Source organism: Maribacter cobaltidurans (genome assembly GCF_002269385.1).
Lineage (GTDB): Bacteria > Bacteroidota > Bacteroidia > Flavobacteriales > Flavobacteriaceae > Maribacter > Maribacter cobaltidurans.
This window is the reverse complement of sequence record NZ_CP022957.1, coordinates 3,559,106-3,576,646: the sequence shown is the minus strand read 5'-3', so window position 1 is coordinate 3,576,646 and position 17,541 is coordinate 3,559,106. Positions and strand designations below refer to the sequence as shown.

General features: G+C 38.0%; 16 protein-coding genes. 15 read left to right on the top strand and 1 reads right to left on the bottom strand.

Features of this window, described 5'->3' with window-relative positions; genetic code table 11:
* The first annotated feature begins 171 nt into the window (after nt 1-171).
* The 12 genes from CJ263_RS15980 to CJ263_RS15925 all read left to right on the top strand — a co-directional run bounded on the left by CJ263_RS15980 (nt 172) and on the right by CJ263_RS15925 (nt 13,653).
* Entirely contained in the window at nt 172-4,572 is a 4,401-nt protein-coding gene (locus CJ263_RS15980) for a CusA/CzcA family heavy metal efflux RND transporter (RefSeq protein WP_094998194.1), read from the top strand.
* A gap of 29 nt (nt 4,573-4,601) precedes the next feature.
* On the top strand, nt 4,602-5,795 hold the full coding sequence (locus CJ263_RS15975; RefSeq protein WP_094998193.1) for an efflux RND transporter periplasmic adaptor subunit: 1,194 nt from the start codon (nt 4,602-4,604) through the stop codon (nt 5,793-5,795).
* Between the two features lie 40 nt (nt 5,796-5,835).
* Complete coding sequence (locus tag CJ263_RS15970) at nt 5,836-7,092, top strand: MFS transporter (RefSeq protein WP_094998192.1); 1,257 nt, start codon at nt 5,836-5,838, stop codon at nt 7,090-7,092.
* A 40-nt stretch (nt 7,093-7,132) separates the two neighbouring features.
* Entirely contained in the window at nt 7,133-7,345 is a 213-nt protein-coding gene (locus tag CJ263_RS15965; protein ID WP_094998191.1) for a hypothetical protein, read from the top strand.
* 52 nt (nt 7,346-7,397) lie between these two features.
* Nucleotides 7,398-8,087 carry a HupE/UreJ family protein gene (locus CJ263_RS15960; protein ID WP_094998190.1) on the top strand — a complete coding sequence of 230 codons (690 nt, stop codon included), beginning with the start codon at nt 7,398-7,400 and terminating at the stop codon, nt 8,085-8,087.
* Nucleotides 8,088-8,097: 10 nt separating this feature from the next.
* Nucleotides 8,098-8,730 carry a hypothetical protein gene (locus tag CJ263_RS15955; protein WP_094998189.1) on the top strand — a complete coding sequence of 211 codons (633 nt, stop codon included), beginning with the start codon at nt 8,098-8,100 and terminating at the stop codon, nt 8,728-8,730.
* Nucleotides 8,731-9,119: 389 nt separating this feature from the next.
* Nucleotides 9,120-9,611, top strand: coding sequence for an asparaginase domain-containing protein (locus CJ263_RS15950; protein ID WP_094998188.1), 492 nt, complete (start codon nt 9,120-9,122; stop codon nt 9,609-9,611).
* Nucleotides 9,612-9,616: 5 nt separating this feature from the next.
* A complete protein-coding gene (locus CJ263_RS15945; RefSeq protein ID WP_229702473.1) occupies nt 9,617-10,531 on the top strand; it encodes a helix-turn-helix domain-containing protein in 915 nt (304 codons plus the stop codon).
* Between the two features lie 275 nt (nt 10,532-10,806).
* Complete coding sequence (locus CJ263_RS15940) at nt 10,807-11,643, top strand: RteC domain-containing protein (protein ID WP_094998187.1); 837 nt, start codon at nt 10,807-10,809, stop codon at nt 11,641-11,643.
* Nucleotides 11,644-11,965: 322 nt separating this feature from the next.
* Nucleotides 11,966-12,250, top strand: a complete 285-nt coding sequence (locus CJ263_RS15935) for a helix-turn-helix domain-containing protein (protein ID WP_094998186.1) — start codon at nt 11,966-11,968, stop codon at nt 12,248-12,250.
* Between the two features lie 4 nt (nt 12,251-12,254).
* Nucleotides 12,255-13,007 carry a hypothetical protein gene (locus CJ263_RS15930; protein ID WP_094998185.1) on the top strand — a complete coding sequence of 251 codons (753 nt, stop codon included), beginning with the start codon at nt 12,255-12,257 and terminating at the stop codon, nt 13,005-13,007.
* A complete protein-coding gene (locus CJ263_RS15925) occupies nt 12,991-13,653 on the top strand; it encodes an ATPase (RefSeq protein WP_094998184.1) in 663 nt (220 codons plus the stop codon). Before CJ263_RS15930 ends, CJ263_RS15925 begins: the two co-directional genes overlap by 17 nt.
* Nucleotides 13,654-13,757: 104 nt before the next feature.
* Here the strand turns inward: CJ263_RS15925 and CJ263_RS15920 are convergent, their stop codons facing one another.
* The gene (locus CJ263_RS15920; protein ID WP_094998183.1) at nt 13,758-14,390 is read right to left on the bottom strand and encodes an N-acetylmuramoyl-L-alanine amidase family protein; all 633 of its coding nucleotides are present in this window, start codon (nt 14,388-14,390) and stop codon (nt 13,758-13,760) included.
* Nucleotides 14,391-14,579: 189 nt separating this feature from the next.
* Between CJ263_RS15920 and CJ263_RS15915 the strand changes: the two genes are divergently transcribed.
* The 3 genes from CJ263_RS15915 to CJ263_RS15905 are packed head-to-tail and all read left to right on the top strand — an operon-like array spanning nt 14,580 to nt 17,540.
* Complete coding sequence (locus CJ263_RS15915) at nt 14,580-14,867, top strand: hypothetical protein (protein WP_094998182.1); 288 nt, start codon at nt 14,580-14,582, stop codon at nt 14,865-14,867.
* Entirely contained in the window at nt 14,867-15,145 is a 279-nt protein-coding gene (locus CJ263_RS15910) for a hypothetical protein (RefSeq protein ID WP_094998181.1), read from the top strand. Before CJ263_RS15915 ends, CJ263_RS15910 begins: the two co-directional genes overlap by 1 nt.
* Nucleotides 15,138-17,540 carry a TraG family conjugative transposon ATPase gene (locus CJ263_RS15905; RefSeq protein ID WP_094998180.1) on the top strand — a complete coding sequence of 801 codons (2,403 nt, stop codon included), beginning with the start codon at nt 15,138-15,140 and terminating at the stop codon, nt 17,538-17,540. The genes CJ263_RS15910 and CJ263_RS15905 overlap by 8 nt, the downstream gene beginning before the upstream one ends.
* The last annotated feature ends 1 nt before the right edge of the window (nt 17,541 follow it).

Sequence of the window (17,541 nt, the reverse complement as noted above, 5' to 3'; positions counted from 1 at the left end):
CGAGTTTGATATTAACGCTTGTTACACCATAGCTATGCAATAATCTTTTGTTGTAGCATTTCTCGTATTCATCTTAAGTTCTAAATATTACACTTCCTCCTAACAAGTGTATAAAATTGGTGCTTAGTGAATCCCATTTTCTTTTTTTCATTTTTAACTTGTTCAATTATAATGTTAGATAAAATCATTCGATTTTCCATTAACAATAAACTTGTTATTGGAATATTAACCCTATTCCTAATAGGCTGGGGAACCTATTCTCTTACAAAACTCCCCATAGATGCTGTACCTGATATTACTGATAACCAGGTAATGGTAATAACCGTTTCCCCAACACTAGCTGCTCAAGAAGTGGAACAACTTGTGACATTTCCTGTCGAGCAAACTATGGTAAGTATTCCTGACATAAAGGATATGCGCTCCTTTTCCCGTTTTGGACTTTCCATTGTAACCATTGTATTTGAGGAAAAAACCGATCTCTATTGGGCACGACAACAAGTTCAAGAGCGTTTATCATCTGCAGCAGATGAAATTCCTGAAGGTGTTGGAAAACCTGAAATGGCTCCGGTCACAACGGGACTAGGTGAAATTTACCAATATGTGGTTCATCCAGAAAAAGGCTACGAAGATCAATATGATGCAACCGAACTCCGAACAATACAAGACTGGATTATTAAACGTCAGTTATTAGGAACACCAGGAGTTGCGGAAGTTAGTGGTTTTGGAGGATTTGTGAAACAATATGAAATAGCCATTGATCCCAACAAACTTCAAAGTATGGATATAACCATTCAAGATATATTTGCCGCACTTGAAAAAAACAACCAAAATACAGGTGGTGCATACATAGATAAAGGTCCCAATGCTTATTTTATACGTAGTGAAGGACTCGTAAACAATCTTCAAGAGCTCGAAAAAATTGTAGTTAAAGAAAATAATGGGACTCCTATACTTATACGTGATGTTGCTAAAGTACAGTTTGGACACGGTATTCGCTATGGTGCTGCAACACGTAATGGAGAAGGTGAAGTAGTTACAGGAATCGTGATGATGTTAAAGGGCGCAAACTCTTCAGCGGTCATCAATAGAGTTAAAGATAAAATTGAGCAAATAAAGGAAACCCTACCTGAGGGGGTAACTATCGAGCCATATTTAGATAGAAAAAATCTTGTAGATAGAGCCATAGGAACAGTAACTAAAAACCTTACAGAGGGTGCTCTTATAGTAATTTTCGTTTTAATTCTCTTTTTAGGAAATCTGAGAGGTGGACTAATCGTAGCATCGGTAATACCACTTTCAATGCTCTTTGCAATCGTAATGATGAATTTATTTGGAGTTTCGGGCAATCTTATGAGTTTGGGAGCCATTGACTTTGGGTTAATAGTAGATGGGGCAGTAATTATAGTAGAATCCGTAATGTTTGGAATACATTCGAGCAAAAAGAAATATAAAGGAGTAACCAAGTTATCATCAAACCAGATGGATATAGAAGTTAAAGAATCTGCTGGTAAAATGATGAATTCTGCCGCATTTGGACAGATTATAATCCTTATTGTTTATTTACCCATTTTAGCATTGACTGGTGTTTCGGGAAAAATGTTCCACCCAATGGCACAAACGGTAATGTTTGCAATTTTGGGGGCTTTAATATTATCACTCACATATGTACCTATGATGTCTGCTCTTGCTTTAGGGAGGAAAACGGAACATAAAAGAAATTTTTCTGACAAATTAATGGATTTCTTTCAACGTGTATATAAACCTATAATAGAAGCAGCTCTTCGTACAAAACTCCTAGTAATCGGATTGGCCATAGGGTTATTTATTGTGACAATAATTGTTTTTTCTAATATGGGCAGTGAGTTTATTCCTCAACTTGATGAAGGGGATTTCGCAGTTGAAACTAGAGTGCCCGTTGGGAGTTCTATTAATCAGATGTTGGATGTTTCTCAAAAAGCGCAGACAATTTTGCTTAATGAATATCCAGACGAGGTCACACAAGTAGTCAATAAGATCGGTTCAGGTGAAATACCAACTGATCCTATGCCCATCGAAGCTGGAGATATGATGGTAATTCTTACTCCAAAAGACCAATGGACCGCTGCTGAAGACCGAGAAGGACTAATAGCCGAAATGCAAGAATCCCTATCAGTAATTCCGAACGCTACTTTTAGTTTTCAGCAACCTATACAAATGCGTTTTAATGAATTATTGACTGGTGCAAAACAAGATGTGGTGTTAAAGATATATGGGGAAGATTTGTCAACATTATCAGACTTAGCAAATGAAGTTGGACAGAAAATAAGACCTGTTGAAGGGGTTAATGATTTATATGTTGAAGAGATTACAGGATTACCTCAAATCAACATTCAACTGAACAGAGATAAAATCGCCCAATATGGACTGAACGTAGAAACTATAAACAACGCGATAGAAACCGGGTTTGCAGGAAAAGCAGCGGGAATGGTGTTTGAGGGAGAAAGGCGCTTTGATCTTGTCGTGCGCTTGCAGGAAGAAAGTCGCAGCGACATAACTGATGTTGAGAATCTGTACATAGGTACTCCTGAAGGCCAACAGATTCCTCTTAGTGAAGTAGCCAAAATATCTTTTGAACCCGGCCCAGTTCAAATACAACGCGACAATGCTAAGCGACGCGTTACTATTGGTTTTAATGTACGTGAAAGGGATGTGCAAAGTATTATAGACGACATAAAACAGATTATGTCTAAAAATGTAAATATGCCTTCTGGCTATTATGTTACTTATGGAGGTCAATTTCAAAACTTAAAAGAAGCAAATCAAAGATTAATGATTGCGTTGCCTGTAGCTTTATTACTAATCTTAATTCTATTGTATTTTGCTTTTGGTTCACTAAAACAAAGCTTACTCATCTTTACAGCCATTCCGCTATCTGCTATTGGAGGTGTTTTTGCACTACTTATTCGTGGAATGCCATTTAGTATTTCTGCTGGTGTTGGTTTTATCGCTTTGTTCGGAATTGCAGTTTTGAACGGAATAGTTCTTATCGCAGAATTTAATAGGCTCAAAAGTCAGGGGATAACAGATACTTATGAACGTGTCCTTAAAGGGACTAGTGTTAGACTAAGACCAGTATTGATGACAGCAACAGTTGCTGCCCTAGGTTTCTTACCTATGGCATTGGCTACATCTTCAGGTGCGGAAGTTCAACGACCGCTTGCTACAGTTGTTATAGGTGGATTGATAACTGCTACTGCACTGACCCTTATCGTACTCCCTGTACTGTACATATATTTTACTGAAGGTAAGGTTAAATTCAGTTTTAAAAGAAAAAAAGTAGCCACTACTTTAATATTAATTGGCGGGCTTTTCTTTCCGGCGACGCAGCTTCAGGCGCAAGAAATAAATCGAGCTCAAGAACGCACACTTACCTTGGAGCAGGCCATTGAAATTGCACTTCAAAACAACAATCGTATCAAAATTGCACAATATGAGATAGATGTTGAGAAAACCGGAAAGTATGGTGCAATTACCATTCCCAAAACAGAATTCACCTATTCAAATGGAGAGTTTAATACACCTAATATAAAGGATAACCTATATGGAGTTTCACAGCGGATTAATTTCCCTACGGTTTATAGCAGTCAATTCAAATTAGCTAAGGCCAAGGTAAAAAGTAGTGAACAACTTAAGGCTATAGAAAAAAATGATCTGATTGCCGATGTAAAATCGGCTTATTTGAGGTACGTATTCTTAGTGGAGAACGAACGCTTGTTGCAACGCCAAGACAGTTTGTTTAGCAATCTTGAAAGATCCAGTTCGAGACGTTATGAAACGGGCGAATCCACAAAACTGGAAAGCGTTACCTCTGCGACAAAATCAATGCAGATAAAAAACAAGCTTCAACAAAACGAGGCCGATTTGAAAATCGCCAAAAAGCGATTACAAGTGATTTTAAATACTGAAGATAACATTAGTGTCTCCGATGAGGAACTGTTACCCCGTGACATAGAATTGGATATTGAAAGTCAATCTATTAAGAAAAGTCCATTATATGTCTACTTAAAACAACAGTTAGAAGTAAGGAAACGGGAGACCAATGTGGAAAGGAATAAAATGCTACCGGATTTAATGTTCGGTTATAATAGCCAAACCTTTAACGGAATTCAAACTATGAGTGGAACAAACGAAAGTTTGAATTCAGATGACCGGTTCTCCTTCTTTCAAGTTGGACTCGCCATCCCTATATTTCCAAGTGGGCACCGTTCAAAAATAAAAGCCGCCAAAATTGAAGAGGATATTGCTCAGTCCAAAATTGAACTCAACCAGACTCAATTGGAAGGGGAATTGCAAAATTTACTACAGGAATACTATAAACTTCAGGGCACTTTAAATTATTATCAAAATGAAGCATTGCCACAAGCCGAACTTATTATTGATAATTCGGAAAAGAGCTTTAAAAGTGGAAATGTTTCCTATGCACAATACTTGCAAAACCTCACTTTGGCCAATGATATTCGCACAGACTATCTAAACACCCTTTATCAATATAATCAGTCCATCATAGTAATAGAAGCTTTACTGGGCCTTTAAATAAATGTCATCATACTAAATATAAAAAAATGAAAATTCAATTCAATACAAAAAATGCGCTACTCATTTTAAGTACCCTAATTATGGTGGCGTGCGGAAACAACGATTCTGAAAAGATGGATTCTTCCTCAGCTTCTACTAAAGAAGAGCAATCAATTCCCAACGGTTCGAAGCAAATCACTTTTACCAAAGACCAATACAATTTAGCAGGGATAGAGACCGGGGAGATTGAGATGAGAAATCTTAGCAACATTGTTAAACTTAATGGTGTTGTTGATGTGGAGCCAAAAAGTATGGCTTCTGTATCTGCACCTTTAGGAGGGTATTTAAAAACCGCAGGAAGATTACCCGGGGAAGAGATTAAAAAAGGACAGGTGTTGGCCACCATTGAAAATCCTGAATTTATCCAAATCCAACAGGACTACTTGGAAAGTTTGGGCAAACTCGAATTTCTTGAAGAAGAATTCAACCGTCAAAAGCAATTAAGGGAAGAAGATATCAATTCAGCAAAAACCTTTCAGGAAGTTTCCTCTGATTATAAAGTGATGCAAGGCCGTGTCAATGCTTACGAACAACAGCTCGCCTTGATAGGAATCAGTAAAAATTCAGTACAAAACGGGAATATAACACGAACTGCCAACCTGTATGCACCCATTAGCGGCTATGTAAAAGAGAGCTATGTAAATATTGGCGATTATGTTTCACCGCAAGATGTACTTTTTGAACTGGTTAATTTGGACGACATCCATTTAGCCTTGAATGCCTTTGAAAAAGATTTGGAAAAAATAGAAATGGGGCAAACCGTTAAATTTTCACTTGCCAATGAAAATGAGTTCGATCGTACCGCAGAGGTCTTTTTAATTGGAAAGGCTACAGGCAACGACCGGATAACACCGGTACACTGTCATATCATAAAGGGGGACGAAAATGGGATTTTACCGGGTATGTATGTAAAAGCCTGGGTTGAAAGCGGCACCAATAAACAAAATGCCGTTCCTTCAGAAGCAATAGTCCAGTATGAAGGAAAGGATTATGTAATCTTCCAGACCGAAACCTCTGATAGCGGTTATACATTTAGACTGGAACAGGTTAAAAAAGGAATCGAGCAGGAAGGCTACACGGCCATAACGTTTGCCGAAAGTGCTGATGTCGATAATTTAAAGCCTGTAACAAAGAACGCTTATTCCATCTTGTCGGCATTGCGCAATTCTGAGGAAGAATAATTTCATTTTAAAAGGCAATTCAAAAATTTTAAAAATAAAAATGAACAAGGCTTTATCCAACTTAACAGAACCTTTTCAGGCCCTGCACAATAAATTATTCGCCAAGTTATACTTGGCACAAACCATTAGCTTATTGGGGGACGCCATTACCTGGGTAGGTTTGGCCTTGTTGGCATATCAATTTGGGGAAGAAAGGGCTGCGGTAATTTTAGCCACGGCCCTCACCTTGCGGGTAACAGCCTTTATCATATTCTCTCCTTTTGCAGGTGTTCTTGCAGACCGGATTGACCGAAAAAAGATTTTGTACGTTACCCACTTTATTAGAATGGGTCTTGTGGCCTTACTGCCATTCGTTACCGCAGAATGGCAAATTTATGCCTTGGTATTTTTGATGAATGTGTTCAATGCTTTTTTCAGTCCTACTTACCGCTCGGTAATACCGCAAGTTGTAGACAAAAAGTTATATCGGGAAGCAATTGGATTGTCGGCTGCCACTTATCAGATTTTGGGTATTTTGGGGCCTGGATTAGCAGGGATACTGGCCGTATGGCTGGGTGCCAGGGAAATATTTCTGGTCGATGCGGCTACATTTATAATAGCAGGTATTTTGCTCTTGACCCTCCCAAAAGAGTTTCTAAATGCTCCAGAAGAACATATTTCAAAAAAACACCCGACAACCTGGCAGGAGGTTACCAAAGGCATTAAACTTTTATTTGGTAACAGATACATTCGATTTGCTCTTTTCATAGAACTAGTTTCGGCAATGGCTGGTGCCTTTATACTGGTCAATACCATTGTTTTAATAAAGGGTGAGTTGAACCTAACTGATAAGGAATACGGTTGGACTATGGCCGCATTCGGGATTGGTGCTGCGGTGGCTGCATTTGTTTCAGGAGCTGTGGATAAGACCAAATCCAGACAGGTTTCCCTAATAGTTGGAGCTTTGGTACTAGGCCTCGCCATCAGTGCTGCCAATTACTTGAATTTTTCCCTACTTCTTGTGTTTTGGGTCCTTGCCGGATTGGGTCAAAGTTTGGCAGAGATACCTTCGGAAACCCTTATTGGCGAAAACATTTCTGGAGAGGAACAGGGAAAAGTCTATGGTTCCCATTTTGCCTTTTCACATTTGTGGTGGGCGATTTCTTATCCTATTGCAGGATTTCTCGGGACCAAAGTGCCTGAAAAGGATTTTCTCTATGGTGGGATGCTTACACTTTCACTGTTACTGATTGTGTTCCTGTTTCTTAGACCAAGAAAGAAGCCTAAAATTTCAAATCAATACAAATTAAAAGCATAGAATAATAATTCATAAACACTAATATCTAAATCAATACATTATGAAAAGAGTACTTTTTATCACAGCAGTTGCAATGACACTTTTAGTATCCTGCAAGGAAACAAAAAAGGAAGAGACTTCTCCAGCGGTCCAAAAAAACACTCCGAAGGACAACAATGCAGAAATGATAAGAATTCAGGACAGCATTCAATTGGCAAGAAAAAAAACAATGGATAGCTTAGAACAGGTTAAATCCCACGGGCACGCACATTAATATTCACATCTCATTACATCATAATTTGTATTGAGATTTAATCGAGTTTACTATGAAAATAAAAAAGATAATATCCTTCTTGGTATTGACTCTCGTTTGCACACTTTGTACAAGTGCATTTGCCCACGGAGTAGATGAAAACACCCAAACATTTTTGTTGGGAAATAATGGTGTTGCCTTTGGGCCATTCTTATATATAGGGGCGAAACATATGATTACTGGCTATGACCATCTACTATTTTTGGTAGGTGTCATCTTCTTCCTCTACAAGCCTAAGGAGGTATTGTTATATGTTAGTTTTTTTACTATCGGGCACAGTACCACCTTACTGTTTGGTGTTTTAAGTGACATCACAATTAACGCCTACCTTATCGATGCCATAATTGCCCTTTCTATCGTGTATAAAGGATTCGATAATTTAGGTGGTTTCAAAAGATTCTTCGGCAAACAACCCAATACCAAAGCCGCAGTTTTGATATTCGGATTGTTTCACGGTTTTGGCCTTGCAAGTAAACTACAAGAATTCAAGTTTGACCGGGAAGGCCTTTTTACCAATCTAATTGGTTTTAATATCGGTGTAGAAATAGGTCAGTTTATAGCATTGGCAATTGTATTGATTCTTATAACCGTTTGGCGAAGGCAACGCAGTTTTATGAAATTTTCAACAATTACAAATACAGCTCTTATGGCTGCTGGGTTTTTACTTCTCGGCTTCCAGTTAACCGGCTACTTTACATCATAAACAAATAACTATGTCAGAAATGAATCATCCAATATTGGAAAAAAATAAAATCATAAAAGCAACCATTATATCACTTCTTATAGGTGCAGCATTATTGGTAATAGCAGTATTACCGGCAGAATATGGGATTGACCCGACTGGAGCAGGAAAATTAATTGGCTTTAGCAAACTTTACGTCCCTGAGGACCCCCAAGCAAACAATTTGGCGGCTATTGCATCAAACACTTCAGCCCAAACAATCAAACTTGAAAAAGCAGGTTCAGGCCCTAATGTAGAAAGGCCTTTAGAGGCTGATAATCCACCTCCAACCACTCAATTAAATCTGCGTGAAGATGAAACCAAAGTGATTGTTCCTGCTGGGAAAGGTATCGAGTTCAAACTAAATATGCTCAAGTATGGAAAAATGAAATACGAATGGACAACCTCTAATAATGAAATTCTCTATTTCGATTTTCACGGTGAGGTAAAACAAGAAGGGGAAGTCAAAGAAGTTTACTTTGAAAGCTACACCATTGCCAATTCCAATAATATGGTGGGTACTTTTTATGCCCCTTATGAAGGAAAACACGGTTGGTTTTTTAGGAATAACAGCAATGAGGACGTGACCGTGTATTTTAGGCTTAAAGGTCAATACACTTTATAATATTAAGTCCTGCAATGGAAGGTGAATTTCTGAGCCCAATGGGAATAGCCTTCCATTTGGCAGGCACAAATTTGTTATGCGTAAATTTTGTATAGCCACAATTTAGATGAGAGTATGTACTATGTTGAATCTTTCCATTCTCAATACGAGACAGTTAGAAAATAAGTTGAAAACACTATAATACCGTGTCTCAAAGTAGAAGAAATAGACGAAAGAAAAAAGTTCAAAAACCAATTAAGGACAAAATCACGAAAAAAGATAAGATAAAAGGTATTATTGCTCTTTTTCTCCTAGTCATATCTGCTTTTCTGCTTTACTTTTTTGTGCTGAAAGGTAACATTCATAAGCACTGAGTTGAATAGGGAATTGACAAACCGAAAAAATTAAAAATGATACACATTCTTACAACAGGAGGCACAATTGAGGACTTGGATTATGAAAATCCAGAAAATAACAATACACAAAGCAAAATAACGATTAAAGAATTTCTTGATTATGCTAATGTGTCTACCCCATACCTTATTGAAAAGGCATTTGCAAAGGATAGCCGTTCAATTACCGCTGAAGACAGAAATATTTTACTTCAAAAAATAAATGGTTCCAGTGTGGAAAAGATTTTAATAACACACGGCACTTTCACTATGGAAGATACTGCAGTTTACCTGGGAAAACAAGAAATCAAGAAAACCATTGTTCTTGTAGGCTCATTTATAATGGGGTCTTCTAAAAATACAGATGCGACCTTTAATTTGGGTTTTGCAATTTGTGCTTTGCAATTCTTAAAACAGGGTGTTTATATCGCTATGAACGGGAGAATTTTTCTATGGGATAATGTTACTAAAAATAAGGAAACTAATAAATATGTTTTAAAAAATGGATAACCTGAATGTTTGGCACATCAATACATTGGACAACTTTCTTCTATCTTTTAATAGATATGGTCATTGTATTGCTCACTTTTTACTTTTCAAGACGAAATACACGAAGTAGCCTTCGACGGTTTTTATATCTCGGCATCCTTTTCATTGCGTACAATGCCACGGGCGGATTTTTACCCGTAGACAACTTTCCAGGACCATTGATCCTTCAATATATCATTACGTATGGCGTGGCCATTGCGTTATGCGTATATATCGTTTACTACCTATATAAAGAGTACGACATTGTTGTGCTGAAATTCAACTCATCCATTAAAAATCTCGCATTTTTAGCAAGTGGCAGCTATGTTGTTCTTTTTTTGATGCCCTATTTTTTGACAGACTCTTTGGATGCGGCTCGCTTTCTTTTTACTATTCCAATTTCCTTAATAGCATTTATATTTCTCATCATCTTTTACAGGCGTATTTCGAATCCGAGCAATCCGAATGCCTTTATTTTAAGGAGAAACAAATTGTCTATGGTCAGCGTAGCGAGTATAGCCCTGTTGCCCATTTGCACCGTCATAGGCGATTATCAATGGATAACCTTTACCGTAATGAACTTGGCCTTTTTTGCCATTACAGCCATCGAAGTAGATAGGTATCTGTACTTTTTGGAAAACAATACTCGAATGTATGAAGTATTTGCCCTTAAGAAAAAACAGCGCGAGGAATCCGTAGAGCGAAAAATTATATATGAGGATTTGACACGGCGGGAAATTGAAGTTGCGCTATCCATTCTTAGCAATCTTAGTTATAAGAAAATTGCCGTGGAACTTTTCATTGCCGAAAGCACCGTATCAAAACACGCCTCAAATATCTTTAAAAAAACCGGTGTAAAGAACCGTCGTGAATTCTTAAAGCGATTTCGCAAAAAAAGATAAATAAATTACCTCTGAAATAACCTAAGTAAATTCAGTGTCTCACAGAGTTTCCGTAGAAAAATACGGCTCGTTCCGTAATTAAATACGGCAAGTTTTCCTTGTACGTTTACGAAGTAAAATTATTTTAGTGAGAGTTCCTTAAAATACACCTATGAGCCACAAATTAAATGAACTGTGGCGTTCATTTATTTCATTTTGCAGGACTATAATATCATCTAACCAACCGCATCAACTAAATCCCATTTCTATGGTTTCATATCAAAATACACCTGCTTATGGACTTTCAATTATTAACACAGCGACTAAAAAATGATCTCGATGATATAAAACTTCAAAATAAGAGCATCCTTAAAAGGGCACAGCATTCCATTGGGCTCTGCCGTGATTCATTAAGCACGCTGAAAAAAGAGGTTCAGTCGGAAGGCTTCAAATCCATCCAAGACGAAATATACTTTTTTAAAGTAACTAAACAAGCCCCTCTCGTTGAGTTAATCTATTATTCCGAAATCCATTCGTTTGAAATCCAGTTCCCGAAAATCGACCTAAAAAGCCAGCTCAAGTCCATCAAAAAGAAAAGCAACAAACTCAATCGATTTTTTCTCTACAATCTCGATTTTGGCAGGTATATCGAATCAGGACAGACACATTTTGATAAAGAATATTATACTCGTGATTACCTAAACGGGTATCACATTACGCTTTCCAAATTCTATTTTCAAGACCCGGAATTTTGCACAGCACGAGATATGTTGCTCGGCAAGTACAATGCCTACAAGTCCCTGACCAAATACTTAGTGGATAAGCAAAATAAATTGAAGAACGGGTTGACTGGAAATGATATTTCCTTATCTAAAATCGAAAAAATGCACTGGCCGTTCAGTAATACAGACTATGTGGAACTCATTTATGCGCTTTACGCTAAAGGGCTTGGCGCTAAAAACAATCTGAGTATCGTTAAAATTTCAGATTATTTAAGCCAGATTTTCGATGTTGAGCCGAAAGACATCTATAAAACCTATCAAGACATCAAATACAGGAAAAAAAGCCGAACCCTTTTCCTCGATGAGCTGTCCGCATCCCTTATTTCTGAAATGGATAAAAGCGAGAAATAGTGTTATCTGCGAGCCGTTTATCCATCAAATCAAAATGTTAAAAAAAGACCGTAGTACGGTTGACCTACGGTGTTTTGGTTTTCAGCCTATTGCTCATATAATATGAATCATTTTATAGATAGAATTTCGCAGTTGCACTTTCAAATACTGTCAAAACACCCCAAATTTCAAGATGTTAAATTTTGACCGTACTACGGTCGTACTGGGGAAGAAAATCGATTAATCCGTATCAAATTTGTAGAACGAAAGTCAAATCGGGTTAAGGGCTATCATCAAAAATTTAAAACCTATGATAGTCCTTTTCTTTTAAAATCGTTCTATTATGCCGACAAGTATCATCACCACAGACGACCTTCGGGAATTCAAGATGGAATTGCTCGATGACATCAAAAGTCTTTTAGCCAAACAGGCTTCTGGAAAAATCAAGAAGTATCTAAAATCTGCCGAAGTAATGGATTTGCTTCAAGTAAGTCCTGGCACACTGCAAAATCTTCGCATCAATGGCACCTTGCCATACACTAAGGTAGGCGGAATCATCTATTATGATGCTGAGGAAATTCAAAAGGTAATGGATGCCAACCGTGTGCATCACGGAATAAATTCCTGAGAATATGAACTACATAAAGCTACTCAACGCGGCTTTTGAAACGTTCTATTTTGATGACCGCCTAAATCCTACCCATATCAGTCTGTATATGGCGCTGTTCCAGGAATGGAACAGCTGTCGCTTTATGGACGAGTTCTATGTAAACCGAAGGGAATTGATGCGCGTGGCCAAGATTGGGTCAAAATCAACTTACCACAGGTGTATAACAGAGCTTCATTCTTGGGAATACCTATCCTACTTTCCTTCCAACAATCCATACAAGGGCAGTAAAATCAAGATGTCCATTTTAGGGACAAGTGATGAACCAGCTACGGGACAGTACAATCCCATATTGGAACAGCTTGCGGAACAGTACTACCCCAGAGGTGTACCGCTTGAGGGACACCACCATCCCAAAAATGGACAGGCCGTGTACCAACACCGTCCCACCAATGGACAAGCACTGGTATCTAATACAAACAATATCAAACAAGAAAACTATATAAAACAGCCAAAGGGCAGGCAGGCCGCTATTTTATTTTTTGAAGAAAAAGGTTTTGATGCTGATGAAGGAAAAAAATTCTACGAGCATTATGCAGACCGAGAATGGAAAACGAGCGACGGAAAACCGATACGGGATTGGCGCTCATTGGCTACAAACTGGATGGATAGAACCGAGCTTTTCGAAGAAGAAAACAAACCAAACAAAAAAGAAGTGTCCCAAATCAAGGACAACTTGCGAACCACTAAAAACAAAGACTATGGACAACCCCTCTAAAATTACTGAAGGTGGCGTGGAATATTCGCTGGGAAAATTCGATGGTAAAAGCGTTCTCTACGATTTCCCTAAAATTCTGATTTACCTGAATGCCAAGGGCAAACTGTTGTTCGGAAAGAAATTCAGGATTTATGATGAGGACAAAGATATTTTACTGAAGCTTTGTTCCTACTTTATCAAGGATAAAGAAAACTGTACAACCTACGGCATAGATATAGACAAAGGCATTTTACTTTCTGGACCGGTAGGTTGTGGGAAAACCAGTTTGATGAAATTATTACGCCATTTGGTTCCCTTGCAACGCCCTTATGAAATGATTCCCTGCCGTAACGTAACATTTAGCTTTAACCATTTAGGATTTAAAACAGTTGAGGAATATGGTAACACCAAATTCTATTGTTTTGATGATTTAGGGGTAGAACCTTCCGGTAGGTTCTACGGAAAGGATCTGAATGTGATGGGCGAGGTACTGCTATCCCGATATGAACTCTATCTTGACACGAAACGCAAAATTAAAACCCACGCCACTACCAACCTCAATGCCGAAGAATTGGAAGTGCGTTATGGTAACCGTGTCCGAAGTAGAATGCGAGAGTTCTTTAATCTGATTGCTTTTGACACAAAGGCTGTGGACAAAAGGAAGTAGCTCAATTTATGAAGGACTTATATAGCAGAATAACTTCTGAGATGAATTGTAATACAATATCCTTTAAGCTCTTTGTTAACTCTAAAAATAGTTCTTTCATAATTCTAATGTTTTTGAAGGGATTGTAATATGGTCAATGCAATAGGTTGGATGTTATTGGAATCAGAAATAAACTTGCCTTCATCCTCATTACTCAAAAATCCCAATTCCAAAAGAAGCGAGGGACAATGATTAATAGTTTCCCGAAGCACTTGGAAGTCGGCAAACTTTACACCTCTACTTTCATATCCTAATTGTTTATTGAGTACAGCTTGTAGCTGAAATGCAAGCCAAGTGACATCATCAGAATATTTGGATGTTGCACCTGCCACATAAATTTCAATGCCTCTTGCACTCGAATTATCCGAATGATTACAATGCAAGGACACAAACAAATCAGCTTTAAGGGCTTTAGCCAACTTCGTTCTATCAAATAAAGAAATGAGTGTATCGGTGTACCTGGTCAAATAAATATCCAATGGGGTATCCGATTTATCATTCAATTTCAGAATGGTATTCGCAATATTGAGCGCAACATCCTTTTCTTGGATGCCATTTATACCAATTGCACCCGAATCTTTTCCACCGTGTCCAACATCAATTACAATTCGTTTTTGAGTACTCGTTTCCTGTCCGAAAACGATGCACATTTTCAAAAGCAAAAAGACAAAACTGACGTTTTTGAGCACTTTTTTCATTTTCAATTTTCGGGTTATCAACAACTTCACTTCAAAAATTCATAGCATTTGATGCCAAATAATAGCAACGGAATTCAAACAAAACCAAATAATATTTTATTCACAAATATTTGATTTTCAGTTATTTATATTCAAATATATTTAAATTTCCCATAACGAAAACAACACAAAAATTTAAACTGTTACGTTATGAAAAAATCACCCTATTTAGCATCCTTTCTTTCGCTCTTATCCACTTCGCTATTTGCTCAAATTGGTGGCATTGAAGATTCAGTTAACGATGTGGGCGATACCATCAGGACCGTATTTCCCATTTTACTCGGTGTCATTTTCCTTGTTGGTTTCCTCTTTAATGCAGGCCATTTCTTTGGCGAAAATGCTGACCTTAAAAAGGGGATTACCCGAGTTCTCGTCTTTGTTTTGATTGCCGGTGCGGTAGTCGGCATATTCACGTATCTCATAGGAATCGTGGTATAATGAAGCAGTTCGAACCGTATAAAAACATAAGGAAAAGGGCAGTCATTTTTGGCTTGCCCATTTCCCTTTTTGCATTGATGATGGTTTCCATTCTTGCTTCCCTTTTGGTCATTATTTTCTCTTTCAGATTTGGGATAATTATAGGCGTACTGGTTTTTAACGCTGCGCTCTATGTAGCATTGACAAGAATTACCCACAACCCTCAGCTATTTCAAACTGCCAACGCATTCCCGAAAATTATAAGCAACAAAAGAAATTCAGGCTTCAACTATGAATAAGATTAACCTTTCTAAATATCAACCGATTGCAGATATTCAGGACAATATCGTGTTTGTCAATAATGGCAATGTGGTTTTGTGCTATAAAGGGAATCTACCCGAAATTTATTCGTTGTCCGAAAAGGATTTTGAGGATATGCACGGTGCTTGGTTTCAGGCTCTGAAATCATTGCCTGTTGGGACTGTGGTTCATAAACAGGATATCTACCTCAAAAAATCCTATTCTTCAGAACAGCTTCCGAATAAAACTTTTTTAGAGAAAGTAACACACGAGCATTTTAAAGGTCGTGGATACATAAAACATAAGTGTTATCTGTTCTTCATTTTGACCAAGAACAAGGCACTTAATAATTCAAAATATGTTAATCCTTTCAGAAAAGTTTCAAAGGGAATCGTGCAAGAACTGGATGACAACGTTAAGAGCTTTGTCAACTCGGTAAGTGATTCTGTATCCTTTATCAATAATAGCCGAAAGATGGAATTCATTTCGCTTAAAGCGAAAGAGATTCAGCAACTCACAAATGACTATTTCAATGGTTTCAATGAAGGCTTTGATACCGACATCATATTAGAAAAGAAAAGCGTCAATATTGGCAAAAACCATTTTGATGCCCTGGCCATCAATAGCGAACTGTGCTTTGGCGAAAGTGTACAGAGTAGCAAGACCAATGAGAAATTCACTTCTGACGATTTTGTGTTTCATCAAGGGTTTATTGATGGTTTAGGGCTTACGCTAAACGAGAACCACATCGTCAACCAAATCCTGTATCTGGATGACAAACAGAAATGGCGAAAACTGCTGGATAAGAAAATCGAGGAACTGAACAAAAGTTCAAATTTCGGTTCGCAGAACAAAGTGGTGCTTGGGAAGATTCAACGTATCCTTGACCAAATAAATGCAGATGACAATGCACGAATCATTCGTGGTCATTTGAACATCGTGTATTGGTCTAAAGATGCCAAAGAACTCGATAAGATAACCTCAAAAATCAAGACCGAGTTTAAGGAACTGGATATCATCCCATACTATCCACGAGGCGAAGAACGGAAGAATTATATTCTGAACAGCTACTGCTGTTTTTCATCCAATTTCTCGAATAATGATTTATATGTAACAGATTTAAAACACGCACTCTGCCTGTTTATCAATAACACCAATTACAAGTCCGATCCAACCGGAATCATCTTTAACGACCGTGAGCATAACATTCCTGTTTTAAAAGATGTCTGGGACGAGCGCAAGAAACGCATCAAGGCACGGAACTTTGCCATTTTTGCACCAACGGGCGAAGGCAAATCGTTTTTGGCCAATAATATTTTACGCCAATATTTTGAGAGTGGTGTCCGCCTTGTCATTATCGATTTGGGTGGTTCTTACACCAAGTTTGCCAAACTCTATCCTGAAAAATATACCGTGCTTCGCTATGAAAGTGGAAAGAACTTGGGCATAAATCCATTTTACATCAGCAATGCAAATGACCTCACACCGGAACGGTTAGAGGATTTGTCGGTGTTCCTTTTTGAACTGTTTGCTTCGGATCTGAAAGTGACAAAAGCGCAATCGGTTTCCGTCAAAAAGATACTGCGCCATTATTATGACAGCACTTCAGAAAACCACTCTTTGGATGGTTTTTACAGCTTTATAGAAAGGAATCAGAAAGACCTTTTGAGCACCCTTAAAATCCATCCCGACTATTTCAATGTTACGAGCTTCTTGCACGTGATGTCCGAATATGTCGGCGATGGTCTATATAGTTTTCTATTTGAAGTAAGCGAAGACCAGACCTATAAAATCGAGGACAAGCGATTGATCGTTTTTGAACTGGACGAAGTCAAGGATAATAAGGAAATTTTGTCCGTGATGTTGAAACTGATTAAGTCCGCTATTCAAAGAACGATTTGGAAAAACAGGGCAGAAAAAGGTATCATCCTCTTTGATGAGTTTGCCAAGCAACTGAAGTTTGATAACGTACTGGAAAGTGTCGAGTTCTACTATCAAGCCATCCGAAAACAGAATGGTGCGATTGGGATTATTCTTCAGTCTATCAATCAGCTTCCAAATAATTCCACCTCGGCAAGTATTCTTGAAAACACACAGGTCATTTATAGCCTAAACAATGAGAAGGGTTATGACGAATTGGTCAAAAGGCTCAATCTGTCCAGCCACGACCTAAACCAATTAAAATCCATCAAGAATAATCTTACCGGACCACGGAAATACACCGAAATGTTCATCAAAATAGGTAGGGAAAGCAACATTTTCCGTCTCGAAGTTCCGAAGGAAGTATATGCCGCTTACCTAACAGACGGTAAGGAAAATGAGGAAATAATGAATCTCTACAACGAGCATCGGGATATGCAAAAAGCAATCATTCAATTCACATCTAAAACATAAT

Excerpts from the sequence above, each read along its gene's own strand:
- CJ263_RS15980 (WP_094998194.1), top strand. The coding sequence starts at position 172 with ATGTTAGATAAAATCATTCGATTTTCCATTAACAATAAACTTGTTATT.
- CJ263_RS15975 (WP_094998193.1), top strand. The coding sequence starts at position 4,602 with ATGAAAATTCAATTCAATACAAAAAATGCGCTACTCATTTTAAGTACC.
- CJ263_RS15970 (WP_094998192.1), top strand. The coding sequence starts at position 5,836 with ATGAACAAGGCTTTATCCAACTTAACAGAACCTTTTCAGGCCCTGCAC.
- CJ263_RS15965 (WP_094998191.1), top strand. The coding sequence starts at position 7,133 with ATGAAAAGAGTACTTTTTATCACAGCAGTTGCAATGACACTTTTAGTA.
- CJ263_RS15960 (WP_094998190.1), top strand. The coding sequence starts at position 7,398 with ATGAAAATAAAAAAGATAATATCCTTCTTGGTATTGACTCTCGTTTGC.
- CJ263_RS15955 (WP_094998189.1), top strand. The coding sequence starts at position 8,098 with ATGTCAGAAATGAATCATCCAATATTGGAAAAAAATAAAATCATAAAA.
- CJ263_RS15950 (WP_094998188.1), top strand. The coding sequence starts at position 9,120 with ATGATACACATTCTTACAACAGGAGGCACAATTGAGGACTTGGATTAT.
- CJ263_RS15945 (WP_229702473.1), top strand. The coding sequence starts at position 9,617 with ATGTTTGGCACATCAATACATTGGACAACTTTCTTCTATCTTTTAATA.
- CJ263_RS15940 (WP_094998187.1), top strand. The coding sequence starts at position 10,807 with ATGGACTTTCAATTATTAACACAGCGACTAAAAAATGATCTCGATGAT.
- CJ263_RS15935 (WP_094998186.1), top strand. The coding sequence starts at position 11,966 with ATGCCGACAAGTATCATCACCACAGACGACCTTCGGGAATTCAAGATG.
- CJ263_RS15930 (WP_094998185.1), top strand. The coding sequence starts at position 12,255 with ATGAACTACATAAAGCTACTCAACGCGGCTTTTGAAACGTTCTATTTT.
- CJ263_RS15925 (WP_094998184.1), top strand. The coding sequence starts at position 12,991 with ATGGACAACCCCTCTAAAATTACTGAAGGTGGCGTGGAATATTCGCTG.
- CJ263_RS15920 (WP_094998183.1), bottom strand. The coding sequence starts at position 14,390 with ATGAAAAAAGTGCTCAAAAACGTCAGTTTTGTCTTTTTGCTTTTGAAA.
- CJ263_RS15915 (WP_094998182.1), top strand. The coding sequence starts at position 14,580 with ATGAAAAAATCACCCTATTTAGCATCCTTTCTTTCGCTCTTATCCACT.
- CJ263_RS15910 (WP_094998181.1), top strand. The coding sequence starts at position 14,867 with ATGAAGCAGTTCGAACCGTATAAAAACATAAGGAAAAGGGCAGTCATT.
- CJ263_RS15905 (WP_094998180.1), top strand. The coding sequence starts at position 15,138 with ATGAATAAGATTAACCTTTCTAAATATCAACCGATTGCAGATATTCAG.